The 15,416-nt window shown below is 64.1% G+C and carries 15 protein-coding genes and 1 tRNA gene; 12 read left to right on the forward strand and 4 right to left on the reverse strand.

Features of this window, described 5'->3' with window-relative positions; translation table 11 throughout:
- Positions 1 to 107: 107 nt before the first annotated feature.
- The 4 genes from NSE01_RS06190 to NSE01_RS06205 all read right to left on the reverse strand — a co-directional run bounded on the left by NSE01_RS06190 (position 108) and on the right by NSE01_RS06205 (position 5,407).
- On the reverse strand, positions 108 to 950 hold the full coding sequence (locus tag NSE01_RS06190) for an NnrU family protein (protein WP_147158780.1): 843 nt from the start codon (positions 948 to 950) through the stop codon (positions 108 to 110).
- The gene (locus NSE01_RS06195; protein WP_147158781.1) at positions 850 to 2,196 is read right to left on the reverse strand and encodes an amidohydrolase family protein; all 1,347 of its coding nucleotides are present in this window, start codon (positions 2,194 to 2,196) and stop codon (positions 850 to 852) included. The genes NSE01_RS06190 and NSE01_RS06195 overlap by 101 nt, the downstream gene beginning before the upstream one ends.
- Positions 2,193 to 3,524 carry an amidohydrolase gene (locus tag NSE01_RS06200; RefSeq protein WP_147158929.1) on the reverse strand — a complete coding sequence of 444 codons (1,332 nt, stop codon included), beginning with the start codon at positions 3,522 to 3,524 and terminating at the stop codon, positions 2,193 to 2,195. Before NSE01_RS06200 ends, NSE01_RS06195 begins: the two co-directional genes overlap by 4 nt.
- 77 nt (positions 3,525 to 3,601) lie before the next feature.
- Complete coding sequence (locus NSE01_RS06205; protein WP_147158782.1) at positions 3,602 to 5,407, reverse strand: peptide MFS transporter; 1,806 nt, start codon at positions 5,405 to 5,407, stop codon at positions 3,602 to 3,604.
- A gap of 232 nt (positions 5,408 to 5,639) precedes the next feature.
- On the opposite strand from NSE01_RS06205, the gene NSE01_RS06210 reads away from it, so the two are divergent.
- The 12 genes from NSE01_RS06210 (at position 5,640) to NSE01_RS06265 (ending at position 15,411) form a co-directional block, all read left to right on the forward strand.
- Entirely contained in the window at positions 5,640 to 6,002 is a 363-nt protein-coding gene (locus NSE01_RS06210) for a GntR family transcriptional regulator (RefSeq protein WP_147158783.1), read from the forward strand.
- A 179-nt stretch (positions 6,003 to 6,181) separates the two neighbouring features.
- On the forward strand, positions 6,182 to 6,463 hold the full coding sequence (locus tag NSE01_RS06215) for an integration host factor subunit beta (RefSeq protein ID WP_072384737.1): 282 nt from the start codon (positions 6,182 to 6,184) through the stop codon (positions 6,461 to 6,463).
- A gap of 130 nt (positions 6,464 to 6,593) precedes the next feature.
- Positions 6,594 to 6,678: transfer RNA gene (locus NSE01_RS06220), tRNA-Leu, on the forward strand.
- Positions 6,679 to 6,827: 149 nt separating this feature from the next.
- Complete coding sequence (locus tag NSE01_RS06225) at positions 6,828 to 7,616, forward strand: calcium-binding protein (RefSeq protein WP_147158784.1); 789 nt, start codon at positions 6,828 to 6,830, stop codon at positions 7,614 to 7,616.
- Positions 7,617 to 7,644: 28 nt separating this feature from the next.
- Positions 7,645 to 8,118, forward strand: coding sequence for a TlpA disulfide reductase family protein (locus NSE01_RS06230; RefSeq protein ID WP_147158785.1), 474 nt, complete (start codon positions 7,645 to 7,647; stop codon positions 8,116 to 8,118).
- A gap of 5 nt (positions 8,119 to 8,123) precedes the next feature.
- Positions 8,124 to 8,354, forward strand: a complete 231-nt coding sequence (locus NSE01_RS06235) for a DUF4266 domain-containing protein (protein WP_147158786.1) — start codon at positions 8,124 to 8,126, stop codon at positions 8,352 to 8,354.
- Positions 8,345 to 9,691, forward strand: coding sequence for a DUF3570 domain-containing protein (locus NSE01_RS06240; protein ID WP_170233776.1), 1,347 nt, complete (start codon positions 8,345 to 8,347; stop codon positions 9,689 to 9,691). The genes NSE01_RS06235 and NSE01_RS06240 overlap by 10 nt, the downstream gene beginning before the upstream one ends.
- Before the next feature lie 14 nt (positions 9,692 to 9,705).
- Complete coding sequence (locus tag NSE01_RS06245; protein WP_147158788.1) at positions 9,706 to 10,584, forward strand: FAD:protein FMN transferase; 879 nt, start codon at positions 9,706 to 9,708, stop codon at positions 10,582 to 10,584.
- 164 nt (positions 10,585 to 10,748) lie between these two features.
- Positions 10,749 to 11,387: a PilZ domain-containing protein gene (locus NSE01_RS06250; protein WP_147158789.1), complete on the forward strand. Its 639-nt coding sequence runs from the start codon at positions 10,749 to 10,751 to the stop codon at positions 11,385 to 11,387.
- A 102-nt stretch (positions 11,388 to 11,489) separates the two neighbouring features.
- Positions 11,490 to 13,103, forward strand: a complete 1,614-nt coding sequence (locus tag NSE01_RS06255) for an NAD(P)/FAD-dependent oxidoreductase (protein ID WP_147158790.1) — start codon at positions 11,490 to 11,492, stop codon at positions 13,101 to 13,103.
- A gap of 50 nt (positions 13,104 to 13,153) precedes the next feature.
- Entirely contained in the window at positions 13,154 to 13,567 is a 414-nt protein-coding gene (locus NSE01_RS06260) for a GtrA family protein (RefSeq protein WP_246135056.1), read from the forward strand.
- A complete protein-coding gene (locus tag NSE01_RS06265; protein ID WP_246135057.1) occupies positions 13,567 to 15,411 on the forward strand; it encodes a hypothetical protein in 1,845 nt (614 codons plus the stop codon). The genes NSE01_RS06260 and NSE01_RS06265 overlap by 1 nt, the downstream gene beginning before the upstream one ends.
- Positions 15,412 to 15,416: the final 5 nt, after the last annotated feature.

Genomic DNA, 15,416 nt, shown 5'->3' on the forward strand with positions numbered 1-15,416 from the left:
CTGGCCTCAACGCCCCGCAGATCGTCGATACCGTGCTGAAAGCTCTCCGCCACAACAGCGCAGGCGTGCAGGAAGCGCGGGCTTAGAGGCCCGCGCTGCTTGTTGTTTCAGTATTGTTCAAACCAGACCCAGAGACCTGCCGGGATCAACGCGATCTTGAGGTGTAGCCAGGTCAGCAAGATCCACACGGGAACCGCAGCCACCCAATAGAGCCCAAGATGGCCGAAAGCGGCCGGATCTGGCAGGAATGAGGTGCGCTTCATCCAGACTTTCCAGTCTGCGCCATGAAGTACAGCCTTCTTCGCGTCCTGTCCGCGGGAACCGATGACTGCGAGTGCAATCACACCGCCGGCCAGAATGGCCGTCCGGGCGCTTGGTGCCACAAGGATATGAGCCAGGCCCCAGAGCGTGAAGGCCGACATCATCGGATGCCGGGTCACCTTGAACACACCATTCGGTATTCTTGTCGAGAGGCCTGACACATCTGTTCCCGGCAGGGCCGGATTGCCGGCAATCGAGGCGAGGAACAGCGCCGAGGCTACCAGCGTGAGCAATGATGCGAGCGTCCACGGCACGACGGACTGCCCGTCCCACAATTGCGGAGTTGCGGGCGCCTTGCCGAAGGCAATCACCGCAGCGCTGAACGCAACGATGGACACCAATGAGTAGATGACAAGAAAGCCGCCTTGCCCAAACTGGCGAACCATCCCGGCTCGCCAGTTTGGGACATAAGCAGGTGTGTTCCGACAAATGCGGCCATGCCCAAGGTGAGCATCACGGTTGCTGTATCCACGGTTCGGTCCTTCCGTGCTTATCGTTATTGCCCCATCATGCGATGGCTTCACATGATCATTCGTAAGCCTTGGGCAGAGCCCCTTCTCCCGGATGGCGATACCTTTGGCGAAGACGTGACTGATGGTTAACCAATGATTGCAACTTACCGTCGACATATATTGTAATCGGAGCGGACGCTACCTCCAGAGGATCACCGTCCCAAATTACGACGTCTGCTGAAAGACCAGGCTTGAGACTGCCGAACTTAGCGCCTTCGCCAAGGATCTCGGCGGGGATCGATGTGATCGAAGCCAGCGCCTGCCCCCAGTTCAATCCGGCTGCTCCCGGCACGCGCGAGAGGCCGACGAGATTGCCGGCGAACTGCGCAGCATAGCGCGGCTGATCGAGATCATAGAAGCCGCCAAGCGCAACCTTGACCCCGGCCGCTGTCATCCGTCCGACGTTTGACTGGGTTGCTGCCAGCGTCTCGAAGCTGCCGGGCAGATCCGCCAGTGCGCTAGCGAGCACCGGCACCTTCGCCGCGGCGATCTCGCCCGCTACGCGCCAGCCTTCGCCCGCACCGACGATCACCAGTCGTAGGGCTGGAAATTCCTTCCCGAGCGCCAGCACGCCGCGGATGTCCGCCGCGCGCTCGACATGGACGAAAAGCGGCTGCTTGCCCATCACCACCGGGATCAGCGCGGCTGCATCGACGCGGGTCAGCAATGCGTCGGTCGGCTGCCCCGGTGCGTCCTGACCCGCGGCCTTGCCCGGCTTGCGCTGGGCCAGATCGCGCGCTTCACGCAGCGCATTGCGCAGCAGTGCCTGCGCTGCGACACGGCTGCCACCAGCGAGATCTGCACCGCGTTCGCCAAGTTCGACAAGCTGGAACGCGCGTGGCTGCATGATGCCCGGCCCGTCCTGAGCCAGATCGATCACGGCGCCCTGCCCCGCGAAAATCGCGTTCGCGGCAATCGGTGCCACGCCCGCCCGGGTGATCCCGCTCGCGCGGCTGACCGCAACCGGCGGCGCATCGGAATCGATCGCCAGCGACACATCGAGCCCGGCAGAAAACCGCGCAGTGCCCGCAGAACTGTCGTTGCTCTCGTCAACCGCGCCGACATCGACGAGGCCAAGGTCGGTCATCGCGGTCACGAGTCCCGGTGTGACCCACTTGCCGGTGCCGTCGATCACCGGAACACCGGCGGGGACAGAGACGTCTTTTCCGGCGGCGACGATCTTGCCGCCGCGAACCAGTACCGTCCCGCCGGGGATCGGGGCGCTGCCGTCACCGATGGCGATCGTGGCGCCCGTCACCGCGAAATCGCCGGAGGGAAGGGTGGCGGATGCCTCGGCAGCTCGGGCTGGAAGGGCGGTGCCGGCAAGGAGCAGCGCGCCAAGCAGCAGCGAAGGACGCTTCATTTCACGTCTCCTTCACCCGGCAGGCCCAGTTCGAAATCGCTGACCGGCCGCCGCTTCGGATCGGCCATATCATAAAGCAGAGCACCGTCGATCCAGACCTTTTCAGGCCGCGAATAGACAGAGAGCGGATTGCCATTCCACAGCACGACATCGCCCATCTTGCCTTGCGCAAGGCTGCCTGTCTGCTTGTCGATGCCTAGCGCCCGGGCAGGGTTGAGCGTGATCCAGCGGATCACTTCGCCATCTGGTATGATGATGCCCATCCGCTTGCCCGCCGCGCGCGCCTTGGCGGCTTCCTGATTGAGCCGCTGGATCCCGTTGGCATCGTCCGAATGGATGATCACGCAGGCCCCCGCGTCGGCGAGCAGTGCGGCATTTTCGGGGATGGCGTCGAAGGCTTCCATCTTGAAGCCCCACCAGTCCGCCCAGATCGCGGCGCAAATGCCATTGTCGCGCAGGAGATCGGCGATCTTGTAGGCCTCCACGGCGTGGTGGAAGGCAGACACCTTGTAGCCGAATTCCTTGGACATATCGATGACCTGCGCCATTTCGTCGGCACGGTAGCAGTGGTTCTGGACCAGAATCTTGCCGTCGAGCACATCGGCCATGGTGTCCATGGCAAGGTCGCGCTCGGTCAGTTTGCCCTCTGCGCGCTTCTTGCGGTATTCGGCCGCCTTGATCCACGCCTGTCGGTCGACCGCGAGATTGCCCATGCGGGTGGAGGGCATCTGGCCCTTCCCGCCATAGACGCGCTTGGGATTCTCGCCGCAAGCCATCTTCATGCCATAGGGCGCGCCGGGGAACTTCATCGCCTGCGCAGTGCGCGCATAGACGTTCTTGAGCACCACCGAGCGCCCGCCGATGAGATTGGCCGAGCCGGGCAGGATCTGCATCGTGGTCACGCCGCCGTTGGTCAGCGCGCGGGAAAAGCCGGGGTCCTGCGGCCAGACGCTGTGTTCGGCCCAGACTTGCGGCGTCGTCGGCGAAGTTGCCTCGTTGCCGTCGGAATGTGCCTGGACAGCGGGGCTGCCGTAAACGCCAAGGTGGCTGTGAATGTCGATCACACCGGGGGTGACGAACTTGCCGGTGCCATCGATGCGGCGGTAGCCATCGGGCACGGCGAGCCGCGCATCGCCCACGCCCACCACCTTGCCGCCTTGCAGCAGCACGGTGCCATTGGGAATTTCGCCGCCGGTGCCATCGAACACAGTTGCGCCGACAATCGCTGTCGGTTCGCCCGGATAGGGCTTGTAGGTCGAAGGGTAAGGGTTTTTCTGCCACATCGGCGCGGCGGCTGGAGCGGACTTGGTCTCTGCCATGCCCGCCATGGGCGAGGCGAGCAGGGCAAGGCCAGCCAGCACATGCGCCGCCGTGCGGCCCATTGTTCGTATCGTGCGCATATCCGTCACTTCACACCATGCATCAGCCGCTTCAGCGGAACCGAAAGCGCCAGCAGGATCAGGCCGATGACTGCCGAGACTTCACCAATCGTCTGGAACACGCCGACATAAGTGTCGAGGCTCACCTTGAGGTTGGTGACTTCGCCGCCGACCGTCTCCACGCTGGCGAATTGTGCAACAACGCCAGCGACATACTGCGCGACCGCGATCGAGAGGAACCAGGTGCCCATCATCAGGCCGACGATCCGCGCGATCGAAAGCTTGGTGACCATCGAGAGGCCGACCGGGGAGATGCACAGCTCTGCCATCGAGTGGATCATGTAGAGCCCGGCGAGCCACCACAGGCCGACCTTGTAGTTGGCACCGGCAAACTGCGCGCCCCAGACAAGGAACAGGAAGCCCGCGCCCACGCCGACCAATGCGATGCCGAACTTGACCGGGATGCCAGGCTCCATGCCGCGCTTGGCGAGCGCGCCCCACAGGATCGAGAACAGCGGGGCGAACAGGACGATGAAGAACGCATTAAAGAACTGCGTCTGCCCGGCGGTGATCGAGAACAGGCCGAACACGCTCATGTCGGTGTTGCGATCCGCGAACAGCGTGAGTGAGGAGCCGGCCTGTTCGAACAGGGTCCAGAACACGGTGTTGAAGGTGATGAGGACGATGGCCGCAACCATCATTTCGAACTCGCGCTTGTCGCCGTTGCGCCATGACCACAGCAGGATGCCGGGAATCGCGACCAGGAACGTGCCGAACATGATCTTGCCCATGATCGGCAGGCTCATGATGTAGCCGATCAGGCCGCTGCCCGCTGGCGGCTTCACATAGGCCATGAGATTGGCGAAGAGCAGATAGGCGAGGGGGATCGCCATGATCGCGCCAATGTAGACAAGCATGTCGCGCGAGGGGTTCGCGCCGGCCGGCCGCTCGCCGTAGCCGTTGAGCTTGCCGCCATCGAACTGGAACAGCAGCCACGAGACCGCCATGCCGGCGGCGGCGAGAGCGAAGCCCGCCCACCAGCCGAGCCCGCCCCACGAACCCATGCCGACCGCAAGCAGCGGGCAGAGGATCTGCGAGAACAGCGAGCCGAGGTTGATGCCCATGTAGAAGATGGTGAAACCCGCATCGCGGCGCCGATCGCCCTGCTCATAAAGCTCGCCGACGATGGTCGAGATGTTCGGTTTGAAGAAACCATTGCCGACGGTCACGAAGGAGAGGCCCACAATGAGAAGGAAGGTGTAGAGCGGATTGCGCTCCCCGCCAGCTTCGAACCCACCCGCCGGGACGCGGCGTGCTTCGCTGCCGTCCTCGCGCAGCAGCGAGACGGTCTTGTCCTCGTTGCCCTTGATGCGCAGCGTGGCGCCCTGGTCGGTAACGTATTGCTTGCGCGCTTCGCCGCTTCCTTCGACGGTCACTTCGTACCGCGTGCCTTCGATTGTGGCATAGGGCTTGGCCGCGCCGCCTGTGCTCGAGAAGCAGAGCACCGCATAGCCGAGGCTCATCAGGATCGCGCCGAATTTCACGGAGCGCTTCGAGCCGAGGAAGCGGTCTGCCATCATGCCGCCGATCAGCGGAGTCAGGTAAACCAGCGCGGTAAAGCCGCCGTAGAGCCCGGTCGTCGTCGTATCGCTGAACAGGAAATGCTGCGCGAGGTACAGCGTGAGCAGCGCGCGCATGCCGTAGTAGCCAAACCGCTCCATCGCCTCGGTCGTAAACAGCCGGGCCAGCTGGGCCGGGTGGCCAAACCAGCTGGCATCGCGGGCGCCCTGGGTCGGCACGGTGTCGACGGTTGCTCCAAGCGGATCAGTCATGGTGTAAAAAGGCTCCCCTCGCGCACGTTGTGCGGCATTTGTCGTCATGATTAGCGTCTAACCGCGCCTTGGGAAGGCAGTTATCGGCATTTTCCTAGGCTTTTCAGGTGCCAAGGCGGTTTCGTGCGCGGCCGGCGCCATGCTTGTTCCGGCACTGCCTAAAACCCCTGCGACGGTGAAATTTTCTTGCGCCCGATTGCGCGTCTCGCTGTATTATGGCACCATATCACCCATGAGTTCATCAAGCCCATCCGCTGGACGGCCCGTCTATCTCAAGCTGCGCGACCAGATTGCGGCGGCCATTCTGGACGGGACCTTCGCGGAAGGAGCCATGCTGCCTTCGGTGCGGGCCTATGCTGCGGCCGAAGCGGCCAATCCGCTCACGGTCGCGAAGGCCTACCAGCAGTTTCAGACCGAGGGGCTCGTGCAAGTCCAGCGCGGTGTCGGCATGTTCGTCGCTCCCGGCGCGGCCGAGGCGCTGCGCGCGCGGGAGCGCGAGGCGTTTCTGCGCCATGAATGGCCCGAAATCAGGGCGCGCATGCGGCGCCTCCATCTCGATCCCGCGCAACTTCTGGGCGCACCTGAGCGTGCCTGAGCGGGTCGTGCGCTAATCCCTTGCCATTTAACGATTGATAAGTTGCCGCACCGCCGATGGTCTGGCACTATCGCCCCACTCCAGCGGACCGGGACTCGCCCGGAAGGAGTGATGTCGGGGACGCGGATCAAGCCCAAAGGGCACCCGTTGTTTGCGGCAGTTAAGTAGGGGGGATGCGGATGATCCGATCCGAATTGTTGCAGGCGCTTGCCAAACAAAGCCCAGGCATGCGCGGCGAAGAGATCGAGCGCGTAGTCGACGTCTTTTTCGACGAGATTGCCAAACGCCTTGCCGAAGGTGGCCGGGTCGAACTGCGCGGCTTCGGCGCGTTTTCGACGCGTGAGCGCGACGCTCGCAAGGGGCGCAACCCCAGGACCGGCGATTCCGTCGAAGTTCCGGGCAAGCGCGTGCCCTACTTCAAGCCCGGCAAGGACATGCGGGTTCGCCTGAACGCCGAATAGCGGAAGGCAGGCCGCGCGGATTGATCCAGCGGCCTCCGTTTCCCCGATCGGTCTTGTGCTGCGCTTTGGCTGCGCAGCCCGTTGCCGTGCCCGCCGCACTGTGCCATCGCACTGGGCTTATCCATCATGTGCGGACGTGGCGGAATGGTAGACGCAGGGGACTTAAAATCCCTTGAGCTCAGCTCGTGCGGGTTCGAGTCCCGCCGTCCGTACCAGTGCGCGCATCAGGCTTGATGGTTCGCCTTGCCGTGCCTTCATCTCCCTCCGCCGCAGATAAAACTGGTTAGCGATAGGTAAGAATACTTATTGCCCGCGGGTTAACGTGGGCCGCCCACACCGGCAGCGAGCTGCAGGGAGGCCGACCATGGGGATCATCAAGGGTTCGATCAACGCCGATACGTTGAACGGGACGGCAGGTGCCGACGAAATCACGGGGCTTGCCGGTTCGGATATCCTCAAGGGGCTTGGCGGCAACGACCTGCTCGATGGCGGCACCGGTGATGACACCATGTACGGCGGGGCCGGCGACGACACCTACATCGTCGATTCCGTGAACGACAAGGCAATCGAGCTGACCGGTGAGGGGATCGATCTCGTCAAGGCGAGCGTAAGCTTCACGCTTGGCGCCTTTGTCGAGAACCTGTTGCAGACGGGCACGGCCGCGATCAACGGGACGGGCAACGCGCTTGCCAACACGCTGACCGGCAACAGCGGGAACAATATCCTCAAGGGGCTTGGCGGCAACGATATCCTGAACGGGGGTGCAGGCGCGGATCAGCTGATCGGCGGCACCGGCATGGATACGATGACGGGTGGGACGGGCAACGACCGGTTCGTGTTTGCTGACGGCGACTTTTCGAGCAAGACCTCGACCGGCGCAGACGTGATCGTCGATTTCACGCCGGGCGACAAGATCGACCTCAGCCTCGTTGACGCAGTGAGCACTGCAACGCCTTACAACCAGCCCGGCGATCAGGCCTTCGTGTTCATCGGCCACAACCGCTTTCACATCCAGACGGGGCGCGAGCTGCGCTACGATGTCGTCGGCGGCAACACCTACATCTATGGCAACGTCAACGGGGATACGACGGCGGACTTCTGCATAAAGCTGCTCGGCATCCACACGCTGACATCCGCTGATTTCGTCCTGTGATGGTCCGCGCGGGGGGCGCTCGGGATCGATGATGGCACAAGGAGAGGTTTCGCGGCGCACCGTGCTGGGCGGCCTTGCCGGCTCGGCCCTTGCGGGCATCTGCGCGCCGGCCAAAGCGGCGGCCATGCTCGATCTTGGCCGCTATCGGGGCAAGGTCGTCTATGTCGACTTCTGGGCCTCGTGGTGCGGGCCGTGCAAGCTCGCCTTCCCGTTCATGCAGCAGCTGGCCGCTCGATATCCGGCAGGCGACCTCGCCGTTGTGACCATCAATGTGGATCGCCAGCGCGTGGCAGCCGACGCGTTTCTGCGGCAGATGCGTTCCAGCCTGCCGGTCATCTACGATGCAACAGGCGATCTGGCGCAGGCATGGCAGGTGGCGGATATGCCCACGTCGCTGGTGTTCGACCGCAAGGGCGGCCTGCGCTTCAGCCACAAGGGTTTCTTCCCCGGCAAGGTGCGTGAATACGAAGGCCATGTCGCCCAGCTCGTCGGTGAGGCTTGAACCTCATGCGCCGTTCCAGCCTGCTGATCCTCGCCCTGCTGCCCTTGCTCGGAGCGTGCGCGCACGGCGGCGTCCAGATCGGCGCAAAGCCGTGGCAGCGTGATGTGCTGGCACGCAGGTCGATGCAGCTTGGCCGTGATCCCTCGGTCATTGCCTTCGACGAGCACACCTATTTCAGCAAGGAAGCGGCCTCCGGCGGACGCAGCTTCGATGGTGGAGGCTGCGGGTGCAACTGAGCGGCCGCGGGCTGACGGCAACGCTCGGCGTGCTGGCGGGGGCGCTGCTGGGATCTCCACCCGCCGCTGCCCAGTCCGAAGGGGCCGCCGCCAATGCCTACGATCGCACCGCGAGCGAACCGGGCACGATGGTCGCCGATACCGCGGTGCTGATCTACCAGGAAGACGATGACCGCGTCCGTGCGGTGGAGGCCGCATCCACGATCACGTGGAATGCCCCGGGCGGCGCAGTTGTCTCGGGCCGGCTCACGTATGATGCGCTCACCGGCGCGACACCCAACGGCGGAATCCGGTCGCGCTATGCGCAGAGCTTCTATCCGCCCAGCAAGACAGCCATTGGCGGCGGGCTCGGAACCAATCCCGATACGCAGACCGGCGCTTCGGGCCGCTATACCGTTCCGCCTGGCCAACTGCCGGTGGACAAGGGCTTCAAGGATCATCGCGAGGCCTATGACCTCGGCGTAACCCTGCCGCTTGCCGATGGCTTCAAGCTGAGCGTGGGCGGGGCGGCCTCGTTCGAGACCGATTTCACATCCTGGTCGACGCGCGCTTCGCTTGCCAAGGATCTGTGGAACAAGAACACCACGCTCTCGGTGGGCTTCAACTTTGAGCACGATACCGTGCGGCCCTTTACCGGAATTCCGCGCGCCCAGTCCTTCATGGGCGATCAGATTGCCGGGCGCTCACGCGTGAAGCGCGTTGCCAGCCTGGTCGCCGGGATCACCCAGATTCTCAGCCCGGACTGGCTCGTGCAGCTCAACTACAGCTACGGCATCAGCCGAGGCTATCACACCGATCCCTACAAGCTGTTCACGCTGGTAGACGGCGATACGGGCGATCCATTCTACACCATCTACGAAGAGCGGCCGGGTGTCCGCCGACGCAGCAGCATCTACGGGGCGACAAAGTTCGCGCTCGGCTCGTCGGTCACCGATGCCTCGGTGCGTTGGTATCATGACAGCTGGGGCATCACAGCCCTGACCTGGTCGTTCTCCGAGCACTTGCCGGTGGGGAGGGCGGCCTATCTCGAGCCCGGGCTGAGATACTACCACCAGACCGCCGCGCGTTTCTTTGCACCCTACCTGCGCGTCGATGAGCCCACCCCGCGCTACCTCAGTGCCGACAGCCGCCTCTCCCGTTTTCGCGCCTGGACCGTCTCGCTCAAGGCCGGTGCGCAGCTTACCCCGCGCCTTGAAATCTATGGCTTGGTAGAGCGCTACGTGCAGCGCGGGCTGCGCTTTGATCGATCCGCCCCGGGCGTGCTGGCGCGGACCGATCTGTTTGCCGGAACCCGGTCGACGAGCGTGATCAGCGGGCTGCGCTATACCTGGCACTAGGCGCAGGACCGGCAATGGCGAAAACAGTGAAACCGGCAGGGGTCCACAAGCATCGCTTCACCGCGATGGGCACGCCCTGCGAGGTGCAGGTGGAAACCCGCGACAGCCGGCTTGCTGCGGAACTCGGCCGGATCGGTGAAGCAGAGGCCCGGCGGATCGAGGAAAAGTACACGCGCTACAAGCCGACCGGGGTGGTCTGGGCGATCAACAATGCCGGCGGCAAGCCGGTCGAGCTCGATGAAGAAGCCGCTGGCCTCATCGATTACGCCGCGCAGGTGCATGCCTTGAGCGAAGGGCGCTTCGATGTAAGCTCTGGCGTGTTGCGAGGCGCATGGACTTTCGATGGATCGGACCGGGTGCCTGAGCCTGAGCAGATCGCCGCGCTGATGCCGTTCGTCGGCTGGAACAAGGTGAGTTGGGAACGGCCGCGGCTGACCTTACCACTTGGGATGGAGCTCGATCTCGGCGGAATCTGCAAGGAATACGCGGTCGATCGGGCTGCCATGGCCATCATGGCGGCGAGCGAATGCCCCGCCCTCATCAATTTCGGGGGCGATCTGCGCACCACGCGGGGAAAGAGCGGCGGCCCTTGGGCGGTGGCGATCGAAGCGCTCGACCCGGCCAAGTCCGCGGGCGGTCTCTTGCAGATCGGCGAAGGTGCAATCGCGACGAGCGGGGATGCCAAGCGCTTCCTGCTGAAGGCGGGCAAGCGTTACAGTCACATCCTCGATCCGCGCACCGGTTGGCCGGTGGAGAATCCGCCGCGCTCGGTCACCGTGGCGGCGCGGACTTGTGTCCAGGCCGGCACGCTGTCCACCCTTGCCATGTTGCTGGGGCCGGAGGCGGAAGTATTTCTCAAGGCGGAGAAAGCAGAAGCCTGGGTGCTCTGGTAACCGCGCTTACTTACCCCGAGTAACAACATGTCAATCATCAGTGAGTTAGAAGCCCTCTTGCACAGCGGAACGTGCATCTTCCGGAAGGCTCCGGTTGGATGCGCAAGGGGAAACGAGGCTTGGCACAGGAACAGCAACTGCCGGGAAGCTCCCGACAGAATCAGATGGGTGCGCCCCCCGGTTCGGAGCTTCGCTCCGCACCGCGCTATGCCCTGCTGATTCGCACCGCCAAGATCATTGCCGATGGGCGCGAGTTTCTCTGCATTATCCGCGACGCGTCGGTGTCCGGGCTGAAGATCCGCCTGTTTTCGCCCCTGCCGCATGCGCGCGATCTTGCCGTGGAACTGATGACCGGGGACCGTTATCCCGTCGAGCTGGTCTGGCAGGCGGATGACTATGCCGGGCTGCGCTTCCCGCAGGAAATCGATGTCGAACGGCTGCTCGACGAATCGCGGGGCGCATTCCCCAAGCGGCAGATCCGGCTGCAGATCGTCCTCAGCGGCGTGCTCCATTCGGGCGGTGAGGCAATCCCCGTCTCGTTCCACAATCTGTCGCAGCAAGGCGCCTGCATCGATTCGGAAAAGTGGCTCCTGATGAATGAGCTGGTCCGCCTCGAAACCGGGGTTACGCAGCCGCTCTATGCCAAGGTCCGCTGGCGCAGCCATCCGCGCTATGGCCTGATCTTCGAACACACCTTCCGGCTTGAAGAACTGGCCCGAATTTCCGCGCCGCTGCAGTTCGCGGAAGCTCTCGAAGAGCACGCCAGGTCTCGCGGCGATCAGCCTTCTGCCGGCGAAGCCTGACAGGCGCGGGTTTCGCGGAACCCGCGCGGATTGTTAACTGTCTCTTAGCCATTTTCGTTCACTTCCGTTGCCAAGGCATGAACGCTTGAGCGGGAGCTAGCGATGGGTAACGGTTTCACGGGTCTGCAGGGGGATAGCAGCGAGGTCCAGGTCGATGTGGCGATCATCGGCGCAGGACCTGCGGGGCTGACTGCCGGCTACCTGCTTTCCAAGAAGGGCCTCAAGGTCGCGATCATCGAGAAGGACACGCGCTACGTCGGCGGCATCAGCCGCACGGTCGAGCACGAGGGTTACCGCTTCGATATCGGTGGCCACCGCTTCTTCTCGAAGTCGCAGCAGGTTGTCGATCTGTGGAACGAGATCCTGCCGGACGATTTCATCCAGCGCCCGCGCATGAGCCGCATCTACTACGAGGGTAAGTTCTACTCGTATCCGCTGCGCGCCTTCGAAGCGCTCAACAACCTTGGTATCTGGCGCTCCACCACCTGCATGGCGAGCTATGCTTGGACGAAGCTGTTCCCGATCAAGGAAGTGAAGAGCTTCGAGGACTGGACCAGCAATCAGTTCGGCAAGAAGCTCTATTCGATCTTCTTCAAGACCTACACCGAGAAGGTGTGGGGCATGCCCTGCAACGAAATGAGCGCCGACTGGGCCGCGCAGCGCATCAAGGGCCTCTCGCTCGGCGCTGCGGTGCTCGATGGCCTCAAGCGCAGCCTCGGGCTCAACAAGCGCCCGAACGACGGCATGCAGACCAAGACCCTGCTCGAGACCTTCCGCTATCCGCGTCAGGGCCCGGGCATGATGTGGGAAGCCGCGCGCGACAAGGTCGTCGCCGCTGGCAGCCACGTCCTCATGGGTCACTCGATGAAGCAGCTGGCGAGCGACGGTCAGGGCGGCTGGCGCCTTTCGGCGACCCGCGCCGAAGACGGCGGCGAGACGGTGATCCGCGCCAAGCACGCGATCAGCTCTGCGCCGATGCGCGAACTCGCGGCCCGCCTGCATCCGCTGCCGGCGACGACGCTGGAGGCAAGCCGCCTCAAGTACCGCGACTTCCTGACCGTGGCGCTCAAGATCCAGAGCGAGGACCTGTTCCCGGACAACTGGATCTACATCCACGACAGCAAGGTCCGTGTCGGCCGCGTCCAGAACTTCCGCTCGTGGTCGCCGGAAATGGTGCCCGACGAAAGCGTGGCCTGCGTCGGCCTCGAATACTTCTGCTTCGAGGGCGATGACCTCTGGGCTTCGAGCGACGAAGACCTGATCAAGCTCGCGACGAAGGAAATGGACATCCTCGGCCTCGTCGATCCCGCCAAGGTGATCGGCGGCGCAGTGGTCCGTCAGGAAAAGGCCTACCCGGTCTACGACGACGAATATGCCGCCAATGTTGCCGCGATGCGCGAGGAACTGGAAGCCAGCCACCCCACGCTGCACCTCGTTGGCCGCAACGGTATGCACCGCTACAACAACCAGGACCACGCGATGATGACCGCGATGCTCACGGTCGAGAACATCATCGCCGGCCACCGCGTGTACGACATCTGGTGCGTGAACGAGGATGCCGAGTATCACGAGGCTGGCGACGAGGGTGCGCAGAGCAGCATCCCGGCGCGCACCGTGACCGAGGACCAGGCCGCTGCACTGAACTCGCTGCGCGAAGTGCCGACGCGGATCACCGGGTCCGAGGCGGCCACCGACACGGATCGCGCTGCGGCCTGATCGCTATCGTCCTCGCTTATCCGTGATGCCGCGCTGAACAGGATTGCACCGTGACCGTGCTCGATATCGCTCCGCTCAACCGCCTCCGCCAACTCGTGCTGGCGCGCTATATCCTTGCCAGCGTTGGCGCACTGGCGGTGGACATGGGCACGTTCCGGGCGCTGCTTTCCGCCGGAATGACTCCGGTAACAGCATCGGCCATCGGTTATTCGATCGGCATCGCGGTTCACTGGGTCCTCTCCAGCCGCAAGGTCTTTGCGGATCAGGTTGCGGCCGGCGGGATCGCGCGGACGCGGCAGAAGGCGATGTTCGTTGTTTCGGCCCTGATCGGCCTTGCCGTCACGACCATGATCGTTGGCGGGGCCAGCGCGGCCGGGCTCGATCCCAGCATTGCCAAGCTCTGCGCCATTGTCGTGAGCTTCACGGTGACCTGGTTGCTGCGCAAGCGCGTGGTGTTCCGCTGATGGCGACGCTCTACGCCGAGGGTGATGCCGCCCGGCCGCAATCCAACTCCGTCACTGATCCTGCCAAGGGACCGCAGCTGCGCGTGCTGATTACCTGGGCGCTGCTGTCGGTGACGATGATCGTCATCAACCTCAACCTCATCACGATGATGCGCTTCGGCGATCCTGATGATGCGCTTCGCCTGCTGCAGGTCCGCGATCTGCTCGCCGGGCAATCGTGGTTCGATGTGCACCAGTATCGCATCGCCGCGCCCGAAGGCGTCGCCATGCATTGGTCGCGACTGGTCGATGTGCCTATCGCGGGCATGATCCTGCTGCTGCGCCCGCTGCTCGGCACCGCAATGGCCGAAACGGCAACGGTGATTATCGTGCCGCTGCTGACTTTGCTCTGCGCCATGACGCTGCTCGGGCGACTGGCAGCGCGCTGGTTCAATGATGAAGTCGTGGCGCTGTCCGGCCTGATGATCGGCCTCTCGCCCGCGGTTCTGTGCCAGTTTACCCCGATGCGCATCGATCATCACGGCTGGCAGATCGTGCTGGCATTGACGGCACTGAGCGGCCTTCATGCCCGTAATGCGCGTCAGGGCGGCATCGTGATCGGCCTGTCACTCGCGGCGCTTCTCGCCATCTCGATCGAGGGGCTGCCGCTGACGGCGCTGTTCCTCGGCATCTGCGCCTTGCGCGGACTGCGCGCACCGCAAAGCCGGTTTGATTGGTTCGCTGCTTCTGCGGGCACGCTGGCACTGGGCAGCGCGGCGATCTTCCTCGGCACGCGCGGAACCTATGACCTCGTAACCCATTGCGATGCGATCTCGCCGGTCCATCTGGCGCTGCTCGGCTGGGTCGCGACCGGCGCTGCGGTGCTGCATTTCGCTGCACCGCGCACGCTGGTCGGCCAGCTCGGTGCGCTGGGCGTGATGGGGCTGGGGGCCGCAGCGATCATGTTCGGCGTGGCGCCGGAATGCCGCGGCGGCGCGTTCGTCATGCTCGATCCGCTGGTGAAGCGCTATTGGTACGATTCGGTGGCTGAAGGCATGCCCTTCTGGCACACCGCCGCCCCGATGGCGGCAGCGATCGCGGCGGGGCCGCTCGTCGGGCTCTACGGCGTCTACCGCCTGTGGCGCGAAGCTGGCGATGCCCGTACGCGTCTGCTCTGGCTCGATCACATGCTGCTCCTTGCAGGGGCATGGCTGATCGGCCTCGCCGTCGCGCGTGCTTCGGCCACTGCCCTTGTCTTTGCCGCCGTCCCGGCCGCAGCGCTCATCATGCGCGGAGTCTATCACTTGCGCTCGGTGCCGATCCTGCCCCGTCTCGGTGGCTATGCGATCGTGATTTCCCTCCTGGCGCCCGGGCTGCCGGTGGTCGTCGCAATGAGTGCGGCCGCGCCCTTGATGGCCAAGGCATCCAGCGGCCACCTCGAAAAGTCGGTAGGCGGTGTTACGCTCGGGTCGCTCGGCATCTCCAAGTGCCGGTATGACGTGGCAGGCCGTGCGCTCAACCAGTTGCCAGCTGTCGATATCTTCGCGCCTCTCGATATCGGGCCGGATCTTATCGTGAAGTCGCACGACCGCGTGATCGCGACAGGGCACCACCGCGGTGCGGCCGGGATGCACGATGTGATTGCCGCCTTCATGGCCTCGCCTGATGAGGCCCATGCCCTGATCCGCAAGCGGCATGCCAGCCTCGTCGCCGTCTGCCCGGATATCTACGAGCCTTCGGTCTATGCCGCGCGTGCGCCGCAGGGACTCATGGCTGATCTGCTCAGGGATCGACCGCCAGTCTGGTTGCAGCCCGTCGATATTGCGCCGGGCTCGCACATCAAGTTCTGGCGGGTGGTGAACTGAAGCCC

It is taken from the genome of Novosphingobium sediminis (assembly GCF_007991615.1).
Lineage (GTDB): Bacteria > Pseudomonadota > Alphaproteobacteria > Sphingomonadales > Sphingomonadaceae > Novosphingobium > Novosphingobium sediminis.

Excerpts from the sequence above, each read along its gene's own strand:
- NSE01_RS06190 (WP_147158780.1), bottom strand. The coding sequence starts at position 950 with ATGTCGACGGTAAGTTGCAATCATTGGTTAACCATCAGTCACGTCTTC.
- NSE01_RS06195 (WP_147158781.1), bottom strand. The coding sequence starts at position 2,196 with ATGAAGCGTCCTTCGCTGCTGCTTGGCGCGCTGCTCCTTGCCGGCACC.
- NSE01_RS06200 (WP_147158929.1), bottom strand. The coding sequence starts at position 3,524 with ATGGCGGGCATGGCAGAGACCAAGTCCGCTCCAGCCGCCGCGCCGATG.
- NSE01_RS06205 (WP_147158782.1), bottom strand. The coding sequence starts at position 5,407 with ATGACTGATCCGCTTGGAGCAACCGTCGACACCGTGCCGACCCAGGGC.
- NSE01_RS06210 (WP_147158783.1), top strand. The coding sequence starts at position 5,640 with ATGAGTTCATCAAGCCCATCCGCTGGACGGCCCGTCTATCTCAAGCTG.
- NSE01_RS06215 (WP_072384737.1), top strand. The coding sequence starts at position 6,182 with ATGATCCGATCCGAATTGTTGCAGGCGCTTGCCAAACAAAGCCCAGGC.
- NSE01_RS06225 (WP_147158784.1), top strand. The coding sequence starts at position 6,828 with ATGGGGATCATCAAGGGTTCGATCAACGCCGATACGTTGAACGGGACG.
- NSE01_RS06230 (WP_147158785.1), top strand. The coding sequence starts at position 7,645 with ATGATGGCACAAGGAGAGGTTTCGCGGCGCACCGTGCTGGGCGGCCTT.
- NSE01_RS06235 (WP_147158786.1), top strand. The coding sequence starts at position 8,124 with ATGCGCCGTTCCAGCCTGCTGATCCTCGCCCTGCTGCCCTTGCTCGGA.
- NSE01_RS06245 (WP_147158788.1), top strand. The coding sequence starts at position 9,706 with ATGGCGAAAACAGTGAAACCGGCAGGGGTCCACAAGCATCGCTTCACC.
- NSE01_RS06250 (WP_147158789.1), top strand. The coding sequence starts at position 10,749 with ATGGGTGCGCCCCCCGGTTCGGAGCTTCGCTCCGCACCGCGCTATGCC.
- NSE01_RS06255 (WP_147158790.1), top strand. The coding sequence starts at position 11,490 with ATGGGTAACGGTTTCACGGGTCTGCAGGGGGATAGCAGCGAGGTCCAG.
- NSE01_RS06265 (WP_246135057.1), top strand. The coding sequence starts at position 13,567 with ATGGCGACGCTCTACGCCGAGGGTGATGCCGCCCGGCCGCAATCCAAC.